Origin of the sequence: Pseudomonas sp. MPDS, from assembly GCF_013283895.1 — a bacterium.
Classification (GTDB): Bacteria; Pseudomonadota; Gammaproteobacteria; order Pseudomonadales; family Pseudomonadaceae; genus Aquipseudomonas; species Aquipseudomonas rhizophila.
In genome coordinates this window covers 4,217,478-4,235,456 of sequence record NZ_CP054128.1, presented here as the reverse complement: position 1 = coordinate 4,235,456, position 17,979 = coordinate 4,217,478, and the positions used below count along the sequence as shown (strand labels likewise).

Annotated in this window: 14 protein-coding genes; 8 read left to right on the top strand and 6 right to left on the bottom strand. The window is 61.4% G+C overall.

All coding sequences use genetic code 11. From position 1 onward, the window contains the following. Positions 1-6: 6 nt before the first annotated feature. Positions 7-3,456: a transcription-repair coupling factor gene (mfd, locus tag HQ912_RS18635; protein WP_173407146.1), complete on the bottom strand. Its 3,450-nt coding sequence runs from the start codon at positions 3,454-3,456 to the stop codon at positions 7-9. A 168-nt stretch (positions 3,457-3,624) separates the two neighbouring features. Between mfd and HQ912_RS18630 the strand changes: the two genes are divergently transcribed. After that, on the top strand, positions 3,625-5,088 hold the full coding sequence (locus HQ912_RS18630) for a glyceraldehyde-3-phosphate dehydrogenase (protein WP_047227217.1): 1,464 nt from the start codon (positions 3,625-3,627) through the stop codon (positions 5,086-5,088). 152 nt (positions 5,089-5,240) lie between these two features. Here HQ912_RS18630 and HQ912_RS18625 read toward each other — a convergent pair whose 3' ends face one another. Then, the gene (locus HQ912_RS18625; protein WP_173407145.1) at positions 5,241-6,539 is read right to left on the bottom strand and encodes an MFS transporter; all 1,299 of its coding nucleotides are present in this window, start codon (positions 6,537-6,539) and stop codon (positions 5,241-5,243) included. Between the two features lie 225 nt (positions 6,540-6,764). On the opposite strand from HQ912_RS18625, the gene HQ912_RS18620 reads away from it, so the two are divergent. Further along, a complete protein-coding gene (locus HQ912_RS18620) occupies positions 6,765-7,763 on the top strand; it encodes an FAD:protein FMN transferase (protein WP_230682616.1) in 999 nt (332 codons plus the stop codon). Positions 7,764-7,973: 210 nt separating this feature from the next. Further along, positions 7,974-9,368, top strand: a complete 1,395-nt coding sequence (sthA, locus tag HQ912_RS18615) for a Si-specific NAD(P)(+) transhydrogenase (RefSeq protein WP_047227219.1) — start codon at positions 7,974-7,976, stop codon at positions 9,366-9,368. A gap of 42 nt (positions 9,369-9,410) precedes the next feature. On the opposite strand, the gene HQ912_RS18610 is transcribed toward sthA, so the two are convergent. Both HQ912_RS18610 and HQ912_RS18605 read right to left on the bottom strand, forming a co-directional pair. Beyond that, positions 9,411-10,133, bottom strand: coding sequence for a glycerophosphodiester phosphodiesterase (locus tag HQ912_RS18610; protein WP_047227220.1), 723 nt, complete (start codon positions 10,131-10,133; stop codon positions 9,411-9,413). After that, on the bottom strand, positions 10,130-10,726 hold the full coding sequence (locus HQ912_RS18605) for a PilZ domain-containing protein (RefSeq protein ID WP_076385586.1): 597 nt from the start codon (positions 10,724-10,726) through the stop codon (positions 10,130-10,132). The genes HQ912_RS18610 and HQ912_RS18605 overlap by 4 nt, the downstream gene beginning before the upstream one ends. Before the next feature lie 94 nt (positions 10,727-10,820). Here HQ912_RS18605 and HQ912_RS18600 point away from each other — a divergent pair, with 94 nt between their 5' ends. The 3 genes from HQ912_RS18600 to HQ912_RS18590 all read left to right on the top strand — a co-directional run bounded on the left by HQ912_RS18600 (position 10,821) and on the right by HQ912_RS18590 (position 14,070). Continuing rightward, positions 10,821-12,071 (top strand): lipoprotein-releasing ABC transporter permease subunit, encoded by a 1,251-nt coding sequence (locus HQ912_RS18600; RefSeq protein WP_173407144.1) that lies wholly within the window; start codon positions 10,821-10,823, stop codon positions 12,069-12,071. A gap of 7 nt (positions 12,072-12,078) precedes the next feature. Further along, a complete protein-coding gene (gene lolD / locus HQ912_RS18595) occupies positions 12,079-12,762 on the top strand; it encodes a lipoprotein-releasing ABC transporter ATP-binding protein LolD (protein WP_162843734.1) in 684 nt (227 codons plus the stop codon). A gap of 63 nt (positions 12,763-12,825) precedes the next feature. Next, on the top strand, positions 12,826-14,070 hold the full coding sequence (locus HQ912_RS18590) for a lipoprotein-releasing ABC transporter permease subunit (protein WP_076385584.1): 1,245 nt from the start codon (positions 12,826-12,828) through the stop codon (positions 14,068-14,070). A gap of 184 nt (positions 14,071-14,254) precedes the next feature. Here HQ912_RS18590 and HQ912_RS18585 read toward each other — a convergent pair whose 3' ends face one another. Continuing rightward, a complete protein-coding gene (locus HQ912_RS18585) occupies positions 14,255-15,607 on the bottom strand; it encodes a heavy metal sensor histidine kinase (RefSeq protein ID WP_173407143.1) in 1,353 nt (450 codons plus the stop codon). Beyond that, positions 15,604-16,284, bottom strand: coding sequence for a heavy metal response regulator transcription factor (locus HQ912_RS18580; protein ID WP_047227225.1), 681 nt, complete (start codon positions 16,282-16,284; stop codon positions 15,604-15,606). The genes HQ912_RS18585 and HQ912_RS18580 overlap by 4 nt, the downstream gene beginning before the upstream one ends. Before the next feature lie 151 nt (positions 16,285-16,435). Here HQ912_RS18580 and HQ912_RS18575 point away from each other — a divergent pair, with 151 nt between their 5' ends. Further along, a complete protein-coding gene (locus tag HQ912_RS18575; protein ID WP_047227226.1) occupies positions 16,436-16,957 on the top strand; it encodes a plastocyanin/azurin family copper-binding protein in 522 nt (173 codons plus the stop codon). Between the two features lie 61 nt (positions 16,958-17,018). Continuing rightward, the gene (gene queF, locus HQ912_RS18570) at positions 17,019-17,849 is read left to right on the top strand and encodes an NADPH-dependent 7-cyano-7-deazaguanine reductase QueF (RefSeq protein WP_139050702.1); all 831 of its coding nucleotides are present in this window, start codon (positions 17,019-17,021) and stop codon (positions 17,847-17,849) included. Positions 17,850-17,979 lie beyond the last annotated feature (130 nt).

Sequence of the window (17,979 nt, the reverse complement as noted above, 5' to 3'; positions counted from 1 at the left end):
CGTCCTTCAAGCAGGGGTCGGAGTGAGGCGCTCGAACAGCGCTTCTACGGTATTGAAACGCTCTTCCGGGCGTTCCATGGGCACCATGAACTTGAACATCGTGGCACCTTCAAACTTGTAGCGTTTGGGCTGGCCCTGGATCAGCTTGATCAGTACCAGCGGATCGACCGGCGTCTGGGCTTCGAACTCGATACGACCACCATTGGGGCCGCCGTCGACTTTCTTGATGCCCAGTTGCTCGGCCTTGAGCTTGAGCCAGGTGGTACGCACCAGATTCTTGGTTGGCTCCGGCAGCAGGCCGAAGCGGTCGATCATCTCCACTTGCAGGTCCTTGAGGCCTTCTTCGTCAGTGGCCGAGGCGATGCGTTTGTAGAGGATCAGCCGTGCGTGGACATCCGGCAGGTAGTCTTCCGGGATCAGCGCCGGCACCCGCAGATTGATTTCCGGCCCGCCGCCCAACGGTTGGTCGAGGTTCGGTTGCTCACCCTTGCGGATCGACTTGACCGCCCGTTCGAGCATTTCCATGTACAGGGTGAAACCCACGGCCTGGATCTGGCCGCTCTGGCCGTCGCCCAGCAATTCGCCTGCACCGCGGATTTCCAGGTCGTTGGTGGCCAGCACGAAACCGGCACCCAGGTCCTGGGTGTTGGCGATGGCTTCCAGGCGCTTTTCCGCGTCCGGGGTGATCTGCTGGCGCGGTGGCGTCAACAGGTAGGCGTAGGCCTGGTGGTGACTGCGCCCGACCCGACCGCGCAACTGGTGCAACTGGGCCAGGCCGAATTTGTCGGCGCGCTCGATGATGATGGTGTTGGCGCTCGGCACATCGATGCCGGTCTCGATGATGGTCGAGGCGATCAGCACGTTGAAGCGCTTGTGGTAGAAATCGCTCATCACCTGTTCGAGTTCACGTTCGCGCATCTGCCCGTGGCCGATGCCGATGCGCGCTTCCGGCACCAGCTCGGCCAGATCGGCGGCGCATTTCTCGATGGTCTTGACGTCGTTGTGCAGGTAATAGACCTGGCCGCCACGCAGCAACTCGCGCAGCAGGGCTTCCTTGATCGTGCTTTTGTTCTGCTCCATGACGAAGGTGCGCACCGACAGGCGACGGGCCGGCGGCGTGGCGATGATCGACAGGTCACGCATGCCCGACACTGCCATGTTCAGCGTGCGCGGGATCGGCGTGGCCGTCAGGGTCAGGATGTCGACCTCGCTGCGCAGGGCCTTGAGCTGTTCTTTCTGGCGCACGCCAAAGCGGTGCTCTTCGTCGATGATCACCAGCCCCAGGTTTTTGATCTTCACATCGTCCTGCAGCAGTTTGTGCGTGCCGATGACGATGTCGATCTTGCCCTCGGCCAGATCGGCCACCGCCGCGTTCACTTCCTTGGTGGACTTGAAGCGGCTCATCACCTCCACGGTCACCGGCCAGTCGGCGAAGCGGTCGCGGAAACTGTTGTAGTGCTGCTGGGCAAGCAGGGTGGTGGGCACCAGGATTGCCACCTGCTTGCCGCCGTGCACGGCAATGAATGCGGCGCGCATCGCCACTTCGGTCTTGCCGAAACCGACATCGCCGCACACCAGCCGGTCCATCGGTTTGGGCGCGAGCATGTCAGCGCGCACGGCCTCGATGGTGGTCTGCTGGTCGACGGTTTCCTCGAAGGGAAACCCGGCGCTGAAGGTTTCGTAGTCGGCTTTCGGGTCGGCGAAGGCATACCCCTCGCGGGCGGCGCGACGGGCATAGATGTCCAGCAGTTCGGCAGCCACGTCGCGCACCTGTTCGGCGGCCTTGCGCTTGGCTTTCTGCCAGGTTTCCGAACCCAGCCGATGCAGCGGCGCCAGGGTGTCGTCGCTACCGGTGTAGCGGGCGATCAGGTGCAGGTTAGCCACCGGCACGTAGAGCTTGGCACCCTCGGCGTATTCCAGGGTGAGGAACTCGGCGGCCTGGTTGTCGATTTCCAGGGTCGCCAGGCCCAGGTAGCGGCCTACGCCGTGGTCGATGTGCACCACTGGCGCGCCCTCGCGCAGCTCGGTGAGGTTCTTGATGACCGCGTCGTTGGCGGCGTCGGCGCGTTTTTCGCGACGACGACGCTGCATGACGCGCTGACCAAACAACGGGCTTTCGGCCACCAGCGCCAGGGCCGGGTCTTCCAGGACAAGGCCATCGTTCAGCGGCGCGATAGTAATCGCCAGGCGGTCTTTGCCGGCGACGAAGTCTGGCCAGCTATCGACGGTTTTCGGCCTAAGTTTCAGGCGTTCAAGCAGTTCAAGCAGCACTTCACGACGACCGGCGGATTCGGCGGTGAACAGCACGCGGCCGGGGAAACCGTCGAGAAAACCGGCCAGGGCCGCCAGTGGCTGCGTGGCCTTGGCTTCGATCGCCAGGTCCGGCAAGGCCTTGGCCGGGAAGCGTTCGCGGCCGACGCCCGTTTCCACGTCCTGCTGGCTTGCCACCACGCGTGGCCAGTTCTTGAGCCGGGCGAAGCAGTCTTCCACCGGCAGGAACAGCTCGGCCGGTGGCAATAAAGGACGGGAAGGATCGACGCGGCGCTCTTCGTAGCGATTGCGCACATCGTTCCAGAAGTTTTCCGCCGCCTGCTCGATGCCGGGCAGGGAAAACACCTGAGTGTCCTGGGGCAGGTAATCGAACAGGGTGGAGGTTTCTTCGAAAAACAGCGGCAGGTAGTACTCGATACCGGCGGGAGTGATCCCGCTGCTCAGGTCCTGGAAGATCGGGCAGCGACGGAAATCCACATCGAAACGTTCGCGAAAGCGCGCCTTGAAGCGGGTCACGGCGTCTTTTTGCAGCGGGAATTCCTTGGCCGGCAGCAGGCGCACCGACTGTACTTTGTCGATGGAGCGTTGGTTTTCCGGGTCGAAGGTGCGCAGGGTTTCGATTTCGTCATCGAACAGGTCGATGCGGTAAGGCAACTTGCTGCCCATCGGGAACAGATCGATCAGCGCGCCGCGTACCGCGAACTCGCCGTGCTCGTACACCGTGTCGACGCAACGATAGCCACTGGCTTCAAGACGGCTGCGCATTTGCTCGACGTCGAGCTTCTGGCCGATGTCCAGCACCAGGCTGCTGCCGAGCAAAAACTGGGTCGGTGCCAGACGATGTAGGGCCGTGGTGATCGGCACTACCAAAACGCCATGACTGAGCTCCGGCAATCGATAAAGGCTGGCGATTCGCTGGGAAATGATGTCCTGGTGGGGCGAAAACAGATCGTAGGGCAGGGTTTCCCAGTCCGGGAAATGCAGCACAGGCAAATCCGGGGCGAAGAAACTCAGTTCCTGTTCGAGCCGCTCGGCGCTTTGGCTGTCGGCGGTCAGCAGCAGGGTAAAGCGCTTTGCAGCGCTGGCAGCCTCGGCAATGGCCAGGCTCAGGGCGGCACCGGGCAGGTTGCCCCAGTGCTGTTTACCTGCCGCGGCAGGGAGAAGCGGGAGACGCAGAACGGGCACGGAAGGTTGAGCTCCAGCGTTGCGACAAAGTCGGCAATTGTAGCGGGGGAAGGGGGCAGCTGTCAGTCGCAGACTACCCTGGCGAACAGGAAAACCACGGTGCGACAGGCGCGCATTGCTCCGCCGAAGAGTCGGCGGCATAATGTAGCCCCTTTTTTCAGCCCCTACATGTGGAAGGTTCCCGTGACTCAGAAGCCCGACCAGTGTCTTGGTGAATGGATCGATCGTGAAGCACTCGCAGAAGCGATGATCCCTCTCATCGGTCAGCTCTACCGCAATAACAACGTGGTGAGCTCGATCTATGGCCGCAGCCTGATCAACCAGTCTGTCATCGCGATTCTCAAGGCTCACCGCTTTGCTCGCCACCGTTCTTCCGACGACAGCGAACTCTCCGTCCACGAAACATTCCCTCTGCTCAAGGCCATGAGCGAGCTCAAGCTCGGCGCGGCTTCGGTGGACCTGGGCAAGCTGGCGTTCAAATTCCGTAACGAGGGCAACGGCCGTAGCGCCGAGCAGTTCGTTCGCGAAGAGATGGCTGATGTGGTTGGCCAGCAAAACGTTTCGGCACGCAAAGGCACCGACGTCGTGCTCTACGGCTTCGGTCGTATCGGTCGTCTGCTGGCGCGCATCCTGATCGAGAAAACCGGTGGTGGCGATGGTTTGCGCCTGCGTGCCATCGTGGTGCGCAAAGGCGCGGAGAACGACCTGACCAAGCGCGCCAGCCTGCTGCGTCGCGATTCGGTCCATGGTTCGTTCAACGGCACCATTACCATCGACGAAGAAAACAACACCATCACGGCCAACGGTAACCTGATCCAGGTGATCTACGCGAAGAACCCGACCGAGGTGGATTACACCCAGTACGGCATCAAGGACGCACTGCTGGTGGACAACACCGGTGTATGGCGTGACGCCGATGGCCTGGGCCAGCACCTGGCATGCCCGGGTGTCGACCGCGTTGTTCTGACCGCACCTGGCAAGGGCAAGCTCAAGAACATCGTTCACGGCATCAACCACAACGAAATCACCGCTGACGACAAGATCGTCTCCGCCGCTTCGTGCACCACCAACGCCATCGTGCCGGTGCTCAAGGCTGTGAACGACAAGTTCGGCATCATCAACGGTCACGTTGAAACCGTTCACTCGTACACCAACGACCAGAACCTGATCGACAACTTCCACAAAGGCGACCGTCGTGGCCGCAGCGCCGCGCTGAACATGGTGATCACCGAGACCGGTGCCGCCACCGCTGCTGCCAAGGCTTTGCCTGAGCTGGCCGGCAAGCTGACCGGCAACGCGATCCGTGTACCGACGCCGAACGTGTCGATGGCCATCCTCAACCTGAACCTTGAGAAAGCCGCCACCCGTGAAGAGATGAACGAGTACCTGCGCTATATGGCGCTGCACTCCGACCTGCACAAGCAGATCGATTTCGTCAATTCCCAGGAAGTGGTGTCCACCGACTTCGTTGGCTCGCGCCATGCCGGCGTGGTCGACGCTGAAGCGACCATCGTTCAGGATAACCGCGTTGTGCTGTACGTCTGGTACGACAACGAGTTCGGTTATAGCTGCCAGGTCGTTCGCGTGATGGAAGACATGGCCGGTGTAAACCCGCCAGCATTCCCGCGCTAAGCTTTAGCCGCTTGTGAAAACGCCCCGACTTGTCGGGGCGTTTTTTTTCTGGCTTTTCTGTCGCCTGGGCTGGCCTCATCGCGAGCAGGCTCGCTCCCACATTGGAGCGCGTAAATCCCTGTGGGAGCGAGCCTGCTCGCGATAGCAATCTGTCAGGCACCGCTCGCCGCTAATGCCTGCGCAGTCCGCAGTTCATGCCGATTACCCTTGAACAACACCAAGGTAGCAATCAACCCCAGCACTGCCGCGCCACTGAGCCAGATCCCTGGCGCGGCCTTGTTGCCCAGCACATGAATCAGATAAGTACAGGCCGCTGGCGTAAACCCGCCGAAGGTCGCTGTTGCCAGGCTGTAGGCCAGGGAGAAACCGGTGGTGCGCACTTCCAGCGGCATGATTTCCGTCAAGGCGACTACCATGGCACCGTTGTACGATCCATACAGGAACGACAACCACAACTCCACGATCAGCAAATGGCTGAAGCTGGGGTTCGCCACCAGCCAGGACAGCGCCGGATATGCCGTGAGGATCGCCAGAATAGTCGCACCCAGCAGCAAGGGCTTGCGTCCGATCTTGTCGGAAAATGCGCCCATCACCGGCAGCCAGAAGAAGTTCGACAGCCCGATGCATACCGTCACCAGCAACGCATCCAGGTCCGACAGGTTCAGTTCGGCTTTACCGAAGGTCGGCGTGTACGCCGTGATCAAGTAAAACGACACCGTGGTCATCACCACCAGCGCCATGCCCGCCAGGACGATGCCGAAGTTCTGACCGATGGAACGGATGATTTGCGACAGGGTAGGGCGATGTTTTCTCGCCTGGAACTCAGGTGTTTCTTCCAAGGAGCGACGAATCACGAATATCACCGGCACGATCATGCAACCCACCAGAAACGGCACGCGCCAGCCCCATTCGCCCATCTCCTGGGGGCTCAGCCAGTGATTGAGGCCAACGCCCAGCAGGCCGGCAAACACGACGGCGGCCTGTTGACTGGCGGATTGCCAACTGACAAAGAAACCCTTGCGCCCCGGCGTGGAAATTTCCGCCAGATACACCGATACGCCGCCCAGCTCAACCCCGGCGGAAAAGCCCTGCAGCAATCGCCCCAGCAGCACCAGCAGCGGTGCCGCCACGCCGAGGGTGGTGTAACCCGGCACACAAGCGATCAGCACGGTGCCGGCGGCCATCATCGCCAAGGTGATGATCAAGCCTTTGCGGCGGCCGTGCCGGTCGATGTAGGCCCCGAGAAAAATCGCCCCCAGCGGGCGCATCAAGAACCCGGCGCCAAATGTGGCCAGGGACAGCATCAGCGAGGCGAAAGCACTGTCGGTCGGGAAGAACGTCTTGGCAATGGCCGTGGCGTAGAAGCCATAGACCATGAAGTCGAACATCTCCAGGAAGTTGCCGCTGACAACGCGAAAGATCGCCTTGCCGTTGCTGGTGTTGGAAGGCATGGGTAGGTACTCACTCTGACAATCTTGTATGAAAGCGCTGCACCCACTGTGGGAGCGAGCCCGCTCGCGATAGCGGTGTGTCAGTCACATCAATGTCGTTTGATCCGACGCTATCGCGAGCAGGCTCGCTCCCACAGTTTTTTGCATCTGGACTGAAGGGCGCTGAAGCCCATAATGGCCGGCGCGGTTTCGAGGGGGGATGAAGATTTGTTAACTGGACGATGGATGGGGCTTGTGGTGCTGGTCGGCGTGTTGTCCGGTTGCGGCAACGGCGACACCCTGGAGCGCTTCGACGGCCCGACCATGGGCAGCCACTATTCGATTCAGTACGTCAGGCATTCCGCCGCGCCTGCACCGAAAGCGGTGCGGGCCGAGGTGGAAAGCATCCTCGCCGAAGTGGATCGACAGTTCTCGACCTATCGCAGCGATTCGGACATCGAACGGTTCAATGCGTTGCCGGCCAATAGCTGCCAGATCATGCCTGGCCCTGTCCTGGAGTTGATCCGCGTGGGTGAGCAGTTGTCCTCCCAAAGCGACGGTTCTTTCGATCTGACGGTGGAGCCGCTGCTCAACCTGTGGGGCTTCGGTCCCCAGTCCCGAGCAGAGAAAGTACCGACCGCAGAAGCCCTGGCCCAGGTGCGCCAACGCGTCGGGCATGCTCATCTGCGCATCGACGGCGACCGCTTGTGCAAAGACGCCGCGGTGGAAGTCGACTTCAACAGTATCGCCGCCGGTTATGCCGTCGACCGGATCGCCAGCCGGTTCAAGGCCTTGGGCATCGACAGCTATCTGGCCGAGGTCACTGGCGAACTCAAGGCCGCCGGACGCAAACCCGATGGTGCCGCCTGGCGTATCGCCCTGGAAGAACCCCGGGACGACCGGCGGGTGGCTGAGCGCGTCATCGAGGTCAACGGCTACGGGGTTTCCACCTCGGGCGACTACCGTAAATATTTCGAACAGGGCGGCAGGCGTTACTCCCATACCTTTGATGCGCGCACCGGTACACCAGTCCTACACAACCTGGCGTCAGTCACCGTGATTCATCCTTCGGCGTTGATGGCCGATGGACTATCGACGCTGTTGCTCATTCTCGGTCCTGAACGGGGTTGGGACTATGCCCAGAAGCATGGCATCGGGGTATTTTTCGTATTGCGGGACAATGACCGTTTCATCGTTCGCACCAATGAAGCATTTGAACGGATGACTGGCGGAAAAACCCAATGATGACAGCGCGCTGAAAGCGCACCTGTGGCGAAATAGCGCAGGCAAAACTAGCCTACGACGCGACCAAGGGGTAATGTGCGCGGCGTTGACGCTTCTATAGACTGTGGCCGGGCTCATGAACCGGCCCCAAATTGTTCCTTCATGTCGCTGGCCGGCATGATTTAGCCGTGGAGCCAAATGTGGCGCCGCGGCCTGTTCTGAGGAGTACGCATGGCTGTCTACAACTACGACGTGGTGGTATTGGGTTCCGGCCCGGCGGGAGAGGGCGCGGCAATGAACGCCGCCAAGGCAGGGCGCAAGGTCGCGATGGTCGACAGCCGTCGGCAGGTCGGTGGCAACTGCACCCACTTGGGCACCATCCCGTCCAAGGCCTTGCGTCACTCGGTCCGGCAGATCATGCAGTTCAATACCAACCCGATGTTCCGCGCCATCGGCGAGCCGCGCTGGTTCTCCTTCCCGGACGTGCTCAAGAGCGCCGAGAAGGTGATCTCCAAGCAAGTCGCCTCGCGCACCGGTTACTACGCCCGCAACCGGGTCGACGTGTTCTTCGGCACCGGCAGCTTTGCCGACGAGCAGACCGTTGAAGTGGTTTGCGGCAATGGCGTGGTCGAAAAGCTGGTGGCCAAGCACATCATCATCGCCACCGGCTCGCGCCCGTATCGTCCGGCCGATATCGATTTCAACCACGCACGTATCTACGATAGCGACACGATCCTGAGCCTGGGCCACACCCCGCGTAAGCTGATTGTCTACGGCGCGGGGGTGATCGGTTGCGAATACGCATCGATCTTCAGCGGCCTCGGTGTGCTGGTGGAGCTGGTGGATAACCGTGGCCAGTTGCTGAGCTTCCTGGACTCGGAAATCTCCCAGGCCCTGAGCTATCACTTCAGCAACAACAACATCACCGTGCGTCACAACGAGGACTACGACCGCGTCGAAGGCGTGGACAACGGCGTGATCCTGCACCTCAAGTCCGGCAAGAAGATCAAGGCCGACGCCTTGCTCTGGTGCAACGGCCGTACCGGCAACACCGACACCCTGGGCCTGGAAAACATCGGCGTGAAGGTCAACAGCCGTGGCCAGATCGAAGTTGACGAGAACTACCGCACCTGTGTGACGAACATCTACGGTGCCGGTGACGTGATCGGTTGGCCGAGCCTGGCCAGCGCCGCCCATGACCAGGGCCGTTCAGCGGCCGGCAGCATTGTTGACAACGGGAGCTGGCGCTTCGTCAACGACGTACCGACCGGCATCTACACCATTCCGGAGATCAGCTCGATCGGCAAGAACGAGCAGGAGCTGACCCAGGCCAAGGTGCCCTATGAAGTGGGCAAGGCCTTCTTCAAGAGCATGGCGCGGGCGCAGATCGCCGGAGAGCCGCAGGGCATGCTGAAGATCCTGTTCCACCGCGAGACGCTGGAAGTGCTGGGCGTGCACTGTTTCGGTTACCAGGCGTCGGAGATCGTTCACATCGGCCAGGCGATCATGAACCAGCCGGGCGAGCTGAACACGCTGAAATACTTCGTCAACACGACCTTCAACTACCCGACCATGGCCGAAGCCTATCGGGTAGCGGCCTATGACGGGCTCAACCGGCTTTTTTGAGCGGCTCCGGCCGGTGGCCTGAGCCGGCCGGGGAGACCGATTTCAGCAATTCTCGAGGGTGGCAGTGGCCAAACCGGGAAAGTCTGTAATCAGGCTGTCAACGCCGAAGTCGGCGAGCCTGCGCATCAGCGCGGGTTCGTTGACCGTCCACACTGATACATGCAACCCCTGACGCTGGGCCTTGATCAGGCGTTCCGGCGTACACAGCGTCCAGTTGAGCGCCAGAATCTCGCAGCCGTAACTCTGGGCGACCTTCAGTGGGTCGAGCCAGGCGTATTCGGCCACCAGCCCGCGGGAGATGTCCGGGGTCAGGTCCAGGGCAGCCTTGAGCACTTCCCGGGAGCTGGATGTGATGGTGATTTTGTCCAGCAACCCGAAACGCTGGGCCATTTCGCGGATCCCCAGCACGGTGGCGGCGGCGCGGGTGCGTGAGGCACTCTTGACCTCCAGTTGCCAATGCTCGAAATCACATTTTTCGAACAGCTCCTCCAGGCGCGGGATCGGGCACGGCTTGATCCAGCCCGGGCCACCCTTGCGCGCATCGTAGGTCACCAGCTCGGCGGCCGAATGCTCCACCACCTTGCCCCGGCGATCGGTGGTGCGCTTGAGGGTCGGGTCGTGGATCACCATCAACTCGCCGTCCATTGAAAGGTGCAGGTCCAGCTCGCATCGGCGCACGCCGTGCTTGAGGCACTCCTGAAAACCGGTCAGGGTATTTTCTGGCGCTTCGCCCTTGGCGCCACGGTGGCCATAAATGAGGGTCACGGTTCTTCCTTATTGATGCCGGATTCGTTCAGTTCCCGCGCCAGGCGTCGCTCTTGCGCCTGTTTCTGCAGGATGTAGCGGGCCAGTAACTGGCGCTGGGCGTCGGTGGGGCGTTCGAACTCGGTGCCCACGTCATAGCCGTCGCCCTTGGGGTCGCAATGAGTGACCCGGGCCCGGAGCAACAGCCCCAGGGCCTGGGGCATCAGCACCATCTTGATCGACAGGTGCGTGCCAACGCCGACAGGCGTGGCGTGCTGGAAGTCGATGCCGCCCTCGGAGATGATCACCGGCTGCGGTTCGCCGATTTCGCCGAGCGCCGTCAGGGCAATGACCTGACTGAGCAGGTCGATGCGTTTATTCATCGCCTTGAGGTAAGCCGCGATGCTGCGCTCGCGCTCGCTGATCTGGCGCAGCAGGTGTTGCGATTCGAATTCGCTCAGGTGTAATTCGCTGAGCAGATTGAATAGTGGAGAAGCATCCTGCAACACTTCCTGGCCAGCAGCTTCAGGAATGGAGAGGGGCCGAATTTCCAGTGCGATCGTGTCCTCGATACGGTAGTATTCGCGGCGATCTTCTTCATCTAATGTCGACATGGCGAACCCATGGTAGCGGCGGTGGTCTGAGTGTAAAGCTGGTTTGTGACCCCCGCCACAAGGACGTTCCTTTTCCCTCCGAACAAGCCCCGACATGTTCAGACCTCTCTTCGTATTTATCGGCACGCGTTATACCCGTGCAAAACGTCGCAATCATTTCGTATCGTTCATTTCCCTGACTTCAATCATCGGGCTGGCCCTTGGCGTGGTCGTGATGATCGTCGTGCTGTCGGTGATGAACGGGTTCGACCATGAGATGCGCACTCGCGTGCTGGGCATGGTGCCCCACGCCACCCTCGAAACCGGCGAAGCCATCAGCGACTGGCCGAGCCTGGCCGCCAAGGTCAAGCAGAACCCGCAGGTGCTGGCGGTTGCGCCGTTCACCCAGATGCAGGGGCTGCTGACCCACAATGGCAAGGTTTCCAAGGTCTTGCTCAATGGCATTGACCCTGGGCTTGAGCGGCAGGTGTCGATCATCGACAACTTCATGAAGCAGGGCAAACTCGACGACCTGGCGCCAGGCAGCTTTGGCATCGTCATCGGTGACAAGGCCGCTGCCAAGCTCGGCGCCGCCATCGGCGACAAGCTGACCTTCGTGGCACCGGAAGTCACCGTGACCCCGGGCGGTATGTTCCCGCGCATGAAGCGCTTTACCGTGGTCGGCATCTTCCATGTCGGCGCCGGCGAGCTGGACGGTTACCTGGGCGTCACCAACCTTCAGGACCTGGCGCGCCTGCATCGCTGGAAGCCGGATCAGGTCCAGGGCCTGCGGCTGAAGTTCGATGATCTGTTCCAGGCGCCGCGCGTCGCGTGGACCATCGCCCAGCAGCTCGGCGAAGAGCGCTACTACGCCCGAGACTGGACCCGCACCCACGGCAACCTGTACCAGGCGATCCGCATGGAAAAAGCCATGATCGGTCTGCTTTTGTTGCTGATCGTCGCGGTGGCGGCATTCAACATCATCTCCACTCTGGTGATGGTGGTGAACGACAAGAAAGGTGACATCGCCATCCTGCGCACCCTTGGCGCCACGCCGGGGCAGATCATGCGGATCTTCATGGTCCAGGGCACGGTCATTGGCGTGATCGGTACGGTGGTCGGCGCCTTGGTCGGGATGTTTGCCGCGCTGAACGTCAGCGCCGCGATTGCCGCTCTCGAAGGCCTGATCGGGCACAAGTTTCTCAACGCCGACGTGTACTTCATCGACTACCTGCCGTCGCAGTTGCAGACAGACGATGTGTTGATGGTCTGCGGCGCCGCGTTGGTCCTGAGTTTCCTCGCCACCCTGTATCCAGCCTGGCGTGCCGCGCGCACCCAGCCTGCGGAGGCGTTACGTTATGAGTGAGTCGGGTATGAGTGAAAAAGCAATCTTGAGCTGCCGTAACCTGGGCAAATCCTACGAGGAGGGGCCGGAATCGGTGGTGGTGTTGTCGGGCTTGCAGCTGGAGCTGCATCCGGGCGAGCGTGTGGCGATTGTCGGTACGTCCGGGTCGGGCAAAAGTACCCTGCTCAATCTGTTGGGCGGCCTCGATACACCGACTGCCGGCAGTGTCTGGCTGGCCGGCGAGGAACTCTCGGCGCTGAACGAGAAGGCCCGTGGCCTGCTGCGCAACCGTTCCCTGGGCTTCGTTTACCAGTTCCACCATTTGCTGCCGGAGTTCACCGCGCTGGAGAACGTCTGCATGCCGCTGCTGATCGGTCGCACCGCGATCCCTGAAGCCCGCCAGCGGGCCACGGCGTTGTTGGAGCGGGTCGGGTTGGGCCATCGTCTGGAGCACAAGCCGGCGGAGTTGTCCGGTGGCGAGCGCCAGCGCGTGGCGATTGCTCGGGCCCTGGTCAACAAGCCGGGGCTGGTGATGCTCGACGAGCCGACCGGCAACCTCGACTCCCACACCGCCCAAGGCATTCAGGACCTGATGCTGGAACTCAGTACCTCGATGCGTACCGCGTTCCTGGTGGTGACCCACGACATGAACCTGGCCCGGCAGATGGACCGCGTCCTGCACTTGCAGGAAGGTTGCCTGACGCCCATTTGACCGACCGAAACCCGGCGCTTGCTGCAAGCGCCGGGTCTTTTATTTTCATACGGTGCCCCGCGAATGTTCAGACCGTTATCGATCTTCATCGGCACGCGCTATACCCGCGCCAAGCGCCGCAATCGCTTTGTTTCGTTCATTTCCATGACCTCGATGATCGGCCTCGCCCTGGGGGTGCTGGCGATGATCGTGGTGCTGTCGGTGATGAATGGCTTCCAGCGCGAAATGAGCTCGCGCATCCTGGGCATGGTGCCCCACGCCACCATCATCGGCGTCAAGCCGATCGACGACTGGCAGCCGGTGGCTGCCGCGGCGCTGAAAAATCCTGAGGTGATCGCTGCCGTGCCGTTCACTGAAATGGAAGGCATGCTCAGCCATAAAGGCGCGATGCAACCGATCCAGATCAGCGGCATCGACCCGGCCCAGGAGGGCAAGGTGTCCATTGTCGCCCAGCATATTGTCCAGGGGCGTCTCGATGCCTTGAAACCGGGCGAGTTTGGCGTGGTGATCGGCGAAATCACTGCTCGGCGCTTCCGTTTGAACGTCGGGGACAAACTGACCCTGATCGTGCCGGAAATCAGCACCGCGCCGGGTGGCATCACCCCGCGGATGCAGCGCTTGAATGTGGTCGGCGTGTTCAAGGTAGGCGCCGAACTGGATGGCTCCATGGCGCTGATCCACGTGGCCGACGCCGCGCAAATGCAACATTGGCAGCCAAACCAGGTGCAAAGTGTGCGCCTGGCGGTCAAGGACCTGTACGCCGCGCCGCGAGTTTCCGGCGACATCGCCACGGGCCTCGGCGCGGACTACAAGGCCGACGACTGGACCCACACTCAGGGCAGCCTGTTCAGTGCCATGAAGATGGAAAAAACCATGATCGGTTTGCTGTTGTTGATGATTGTCGCGGTGGCGGCCTTCAACATCATCGCGACCCTGATCATGGTGGTGAACGATAAGGGCGCGGATATCGCGATCCTGCGCACCATCGGCGCCACGCCACGGCAGATCATGGCGATTTTCATGGTCCAGGGCACGGTGATTGGCGTGGTCGGCACGCTGATTGGCGGCGTGCTGGGGGTGATTGCGGCACTGAACGTCAGTGATTTAGTGGGTTGGGTGGAAAGGGTCACTGGCCAGCATATTTTCAGTTCCGACGTGTATTTCGTCAGCAACCTGCCTTCGGAGCTTCAACGCGGTGATGTAGTGCTGATCTGCTCGGCCGGGTTCATCCTGAGCTTCCTCGCCACGGTTTACCCGGCCTGGCGTGCGGCGAAGGTCGAGCCGGCACAGGCGTTGCGCTATTCCTGAATCAGCGCAAAACCTTGTGCCAAGGGCGACACTCTCTGTGGCGAGGGGATTTATCCCCGCTGGGCTGCGAAGCAGCCCCAATACAGTCAACTCAACCTGCCTGCTACACCCAGGTGCCAGGGTTTAGGGCCGCTTCGCAGCCCAGCGGGGATAAATCCCCTCGCCACCAGGGTTTGCGTTGGGCTTAATCCCCCTTGGGCAACTCGATCAAAAACCGCGTCCAGCCATCGGCCGATTCGCAGCGGATCTGCCCGCCATGGGCGCGGACGATGGAGCGGGTGATGGCCAGCCCCAGCCCGGCGTGTTCACTGCTGCCTTCCTGGCGGGCCGGGTCGGCGCGATAGAAACGGTCGAACAGACGCGGCAGCAAGTGCGCTGAAATCCCGTCACCGCTGTTCTCCACGTTTACATGCATCTGCCCAACGCCCTCGACAATATGTACTCGTACTTCGCCACCGTCAGGCGTGAAGCGCAAAGCATTGTCCAGCAAATTGGACAGGGCCCGGCGCAGCATGCTGCGGTCTCCGTCGATGCGGCCGTTGCCTTCACGGCTCAAGCGGACGTGGGCGTCTTCGGCCAGCGGGGCGAAAAACTCCAGCAGCAGATCCACTTCCTGAGCCAGTTCCAGCGGTTCGCGGCTGGGTGCCAGCAAGCCGTGGTCAGCCTTGGCCAGGTAGAGCATGTCGTTGACCAGCTGCGCCATCCATTGCAGCTCTTCAAGATTGCTGTGCAGTGCTTCGCGATAATCCTCCAGCGAGCGTTCGCGGGTGAGGGTGACCTGGGTGTGGGTCAGCAGGTTCGATAAAGGGGTGCGCAGTTCATGGGCGATGTCGGCAGAGAACGCCGAGAGCCGTTGAAACGCATCATCGAGACGTCGGAGCATGTCATTGATGCTGTGGGCCAGTTCCGCCAGTTCGGCGGGCATGTGTTCTTCCGGCAGTCGGGCATTGAGAGAGCGGGCCGAGACGCTGCCGGCGATGGCCCCCATACGCCGCAACGGTCGCAAGCCGCGCCGGGCGGCCCAGGCCCCGAGCAGGGCGGTAGCCAGGGCCGAGAGGCCGACCGTCAGCCAGATCAGGCGCTGCATGCGTTGCAGGAAATGCTGGTGGTGGGTGATGTCCAGCAGCAGCGTCAGTTGCGGCGAGTCCGGGCGGTCGGGGTACAGCGGTGCATTCAATACCCGGTAGTCAGTGTCGGCATCGCTGAGGGTGGACAGGCCAGGACGCTCCGGCAACTGAGCCGGAATCCGCAGCGAACTGTCGTACCAGCGCACGCCATCGCTATCCTTGATGCGCAAGGCCAGGTCGGCCTGGCGACTGAGTTCATCTGCCAGACGGCTTTGGGTTTGCTCGGCATCCAGCCCCTGCAGGGCGCGACGCAGGCCGATCAGTTTGCCTTCGAGCAGTTGCTGATCCAGCTCGATGAAGTGCGCCTCGCTGCCACGGCTGAACAGCACGCCAGCAAACAGGGAGACCACGGCGGTGCAGGCGGCGAACAGCAGCGCCAGCCGGCTGCTCAGCGACCAACGCCCCCTCACAGGTTGCGCTCTTCAAGGACATACCCCATGCCCCGCACGGTGTGGATCAGCTTGCTGGGGAAATCGTCGTCGATCTTGATTCGCAGGCGCCGTATCGCGACCTCGATGACGTTGGTGTCGCTGTCGAAATTCATATCCCAGACCTGGGAAGCAATCAGGGATTTGGGCAGGACCTCGCCCTGGCGACGCAGGAGCATTTCCAGCAACGCGAACTCCTTGGCCGTGAGGTCGATGCGCTGGCCGCTGCGTTCGACGCGGCGGCGGATCAGGTCCAGGCGCAGGTCCGCCAGTCGCAAGCTGGTTTCCTGGGGCGTCGAACTACCACGGCGCAACAGGCTGCGGACTCGCGCCAGCAGTTCGGAAAAGGCAAAGGGTTTGACCAGGTAATCGTCGGCGCCCAACTCCAGGCCATGCACGCGATCCTGGACCGCATCCCGCGCGGTGAGAAACAGCACCGGCGTATCCAGGCCGGCCCCGCGCACGGCCTGCAAAATCTGCCAGCCATCGCGGCCGGGCAGCATCACATCGAGGATCAGCAAGGCATATTCACCGCTCAAGGCCAATTGCTGGCCGGTAATGCCATCGGCCACCAGGTCGGCGTTGAACCCGGCTTCGGTCAGGCCCTGGCGCAGGTATTGGCCGGTTTTGGTTTGGTCTTCGACGATCAGCAGTTTCATAGGCAGCTCAAGGCGTTGTTGGAACGAGGGCGTTATACCGCGTCGGACGTAGCCGTGGCTCTACCTGACAAAGTTGTAATCGAGCCGTAAGCCGATTGGCAGGTGTGCAGAGATAGAGTTCTCACACGCTGAATCTGACAGGAGTATGGACATGTTAATGGCAAACCGCTTGATCCTGACCGCCTTTGCACTGGTGCTCAGTACGCCCACGTGGGCGTCACCGGGCCATTTTGATTTCGGCCAGCCTGCCTCGGCGGCCAAGGCCAGTCGCAGCATCGATGTGGTGATGGGGGACATGACCTTCGACCCCGGTGCACTTGATATCAAGGCTGGCGAGACCGTTCGGTTCGTGCTGATCAATAAAGGTCAGTTGCTGCATGAGTTCAACCTGGGCAATGCCGCGATGCACGCCCAGCATCAGCAGGAAATGCTCAAGATGCAACAGAGCGGACAACTGACCCCGACCGCAATGAAGCAAGGGATGGCCCATGACTCCATGGGGCACGGGGAGGCCGGCATGCGCCATGAAGACCCCAACAGTGTGCTGGTGGAGCCGGGCAAAACCGCCGAGCTGACCTGGACCTTCAACAAGGCCATGCGGCTGGAGTTCGCCTGTAATGTGCCCGGCCACTACCAGGCCGGGATGAAAGGCAAGCTGACAGTCAGTCAGTAAGCACTCAAAGGCTGGGGCAAAGGCTGATAGAATTGGCTGATTCTTCAGTCAGGTTTCCGTCATGCATCCCGCAGCCGAACATTCGCCGCTGGGCAAATCCAGCGAATACATCGCCACGTACACGCCGTCACTGCTGTTTCCGATCCCGCGCACCGCGAAATGGGCGGAACTGGGCCTGACGGCCGAGACCCTGCCGTACAAGGGCGTGGATTTCTGGAACTGTTTCGAGCTGTCATGGCTGCTGCCGTCTGGCAAACCGGTGGTGGCCATTGGTGAATTCGCAATCGCGGCGGATTCACCGAACATCATCGAATCCAAATCCTTCAAGCTGTACCTCAACTCGCTGAACCAGACGCCATTCGCTGATACCGCGAGCCTGGAAGCGACCTTGCGTCAGGACCTGTCGGCGGCCGCCGGTAAACCGGTGGGCGTGCGCATCCGCAGCCTGAAGGACGTCGAAAGTGAAGGGGTCGTGGCATTACCCGGCGTGTGCATCGATGACTTGGACATCACCGTCGACTCCTACGAGCATCCGCGCCCGGAGCTGCTGCGCTGCGATGATTCGCGCATCGTGGAGCAAAGCCTGCACAGCCATCTGCTCAAATCCAATTGCCCGGTGACCAGCCAGCCGGACTGGGGCAGCGTCGCGGTGCAATATCGCGGTGCGGCGCTGGACCCTGCCAGCCTGTTGGCCTACATCGTCAGCTTCCGCCAGCATTCGGATTTCCACGAACAGTGCGTGGAGCGGATCTTTCTCGACCTGCAACGCTTGCTCAAACCGGAAAAATTGACGGTGTATGCGCGCTATGTGCGGCGGGGTGGGCTGGACATCAATCCGTATCGCAGTACCGAAGAGGTACAGCTGCCGAACCATCGCCTGGTCCGGCAATAAATAATCCTGTGGGAGCGAGCCTGCGCGCGATGAGTCAGGCACATTCAGCATTGATGTTGGCTGAGCCACCTATCGCGAGCGGGCTCGCTCCCACAGGGGATTGGATTTCATATCGTGAAAAATGAAAAGC

Bases quoted from the DNA above. Each gene is read 5' to 3' on its own strand.
- HQ912_RS18590 (WP_076385584.1), top strand. From the start codon at position 12,826: ATGTTCAGACCGTTATCGATCTTCATCGGCACGCGCTATACCCGCGCC.
- HQ912_RS18630 (WP_047227217.1), top strand. From the start codon at position 3,625: ATGTGGAAGGTTCCCGTGACTCAGAAGCCCGACCAGTGTCTTGGTGAA.
- sthA (WP_047227219.1), top strand. From the start codon at position 7,974: ATGGCTGTCTACAACTACGACGTGGTGGTATTGGGTTCCGGCCCGGCG.
- HQ912_RS18605 (WP_076385586.1), bottom strand. From the start codon at position 10,726: ATGTCGACATTAGATGAAGAAGATCGCCGCGAATACTACCGTATCGAG.
- queF (WP_139050702.1), top strand. From the start codon at position 17,019: ATGCATCCCGCAGCCGAACATTCGCCGCTGGGCAAATCCAGCGAATAC.
- lolD (WP_162843734.1), top strand. From the start codon at position 12,079: ATGAGTGAAAAAGCAATCTTGAGCTGCCGTAACCTGGGCAAATCCTAC.
- HQ912_RS18575 (WP_047227226.1), top strand. From the start codon at position 16,436: ATGTTAATGGCAAACCGCTTGATCCTGACCGCCTTTGCACTGGTGCTC.
- HQ912_RS18580 (WP_047227225.1), bottom strand. From the start codon at position 16,284: ATGAAACTGCTGATCGTCGAAGACCAAACCAAAACCGGCCAATACCTG.
- HQ912_RS18625 (WP_173407145.1), bottom strand. From the start codon at position 6,539: ATGCCTTCCAACACCAGCAACGGCAAGGCGATCTTTCGCGTTGTCAGC.
- HQ912_RS18620 (WP_230682616.1), top strand. From the start codon at position 6,765: ATGGGGCTTGTGGTGCTGGTCGGCGTGTTGTCCGGTTGCGGCAACGGC.
- HQ912_RS18600 (WP_173407144.1), top strand. From the start codon at position 10,821: ATGTTCAGACCTCTCTTCGTATTTATCGGCACGCGTTATACCCGTGCA.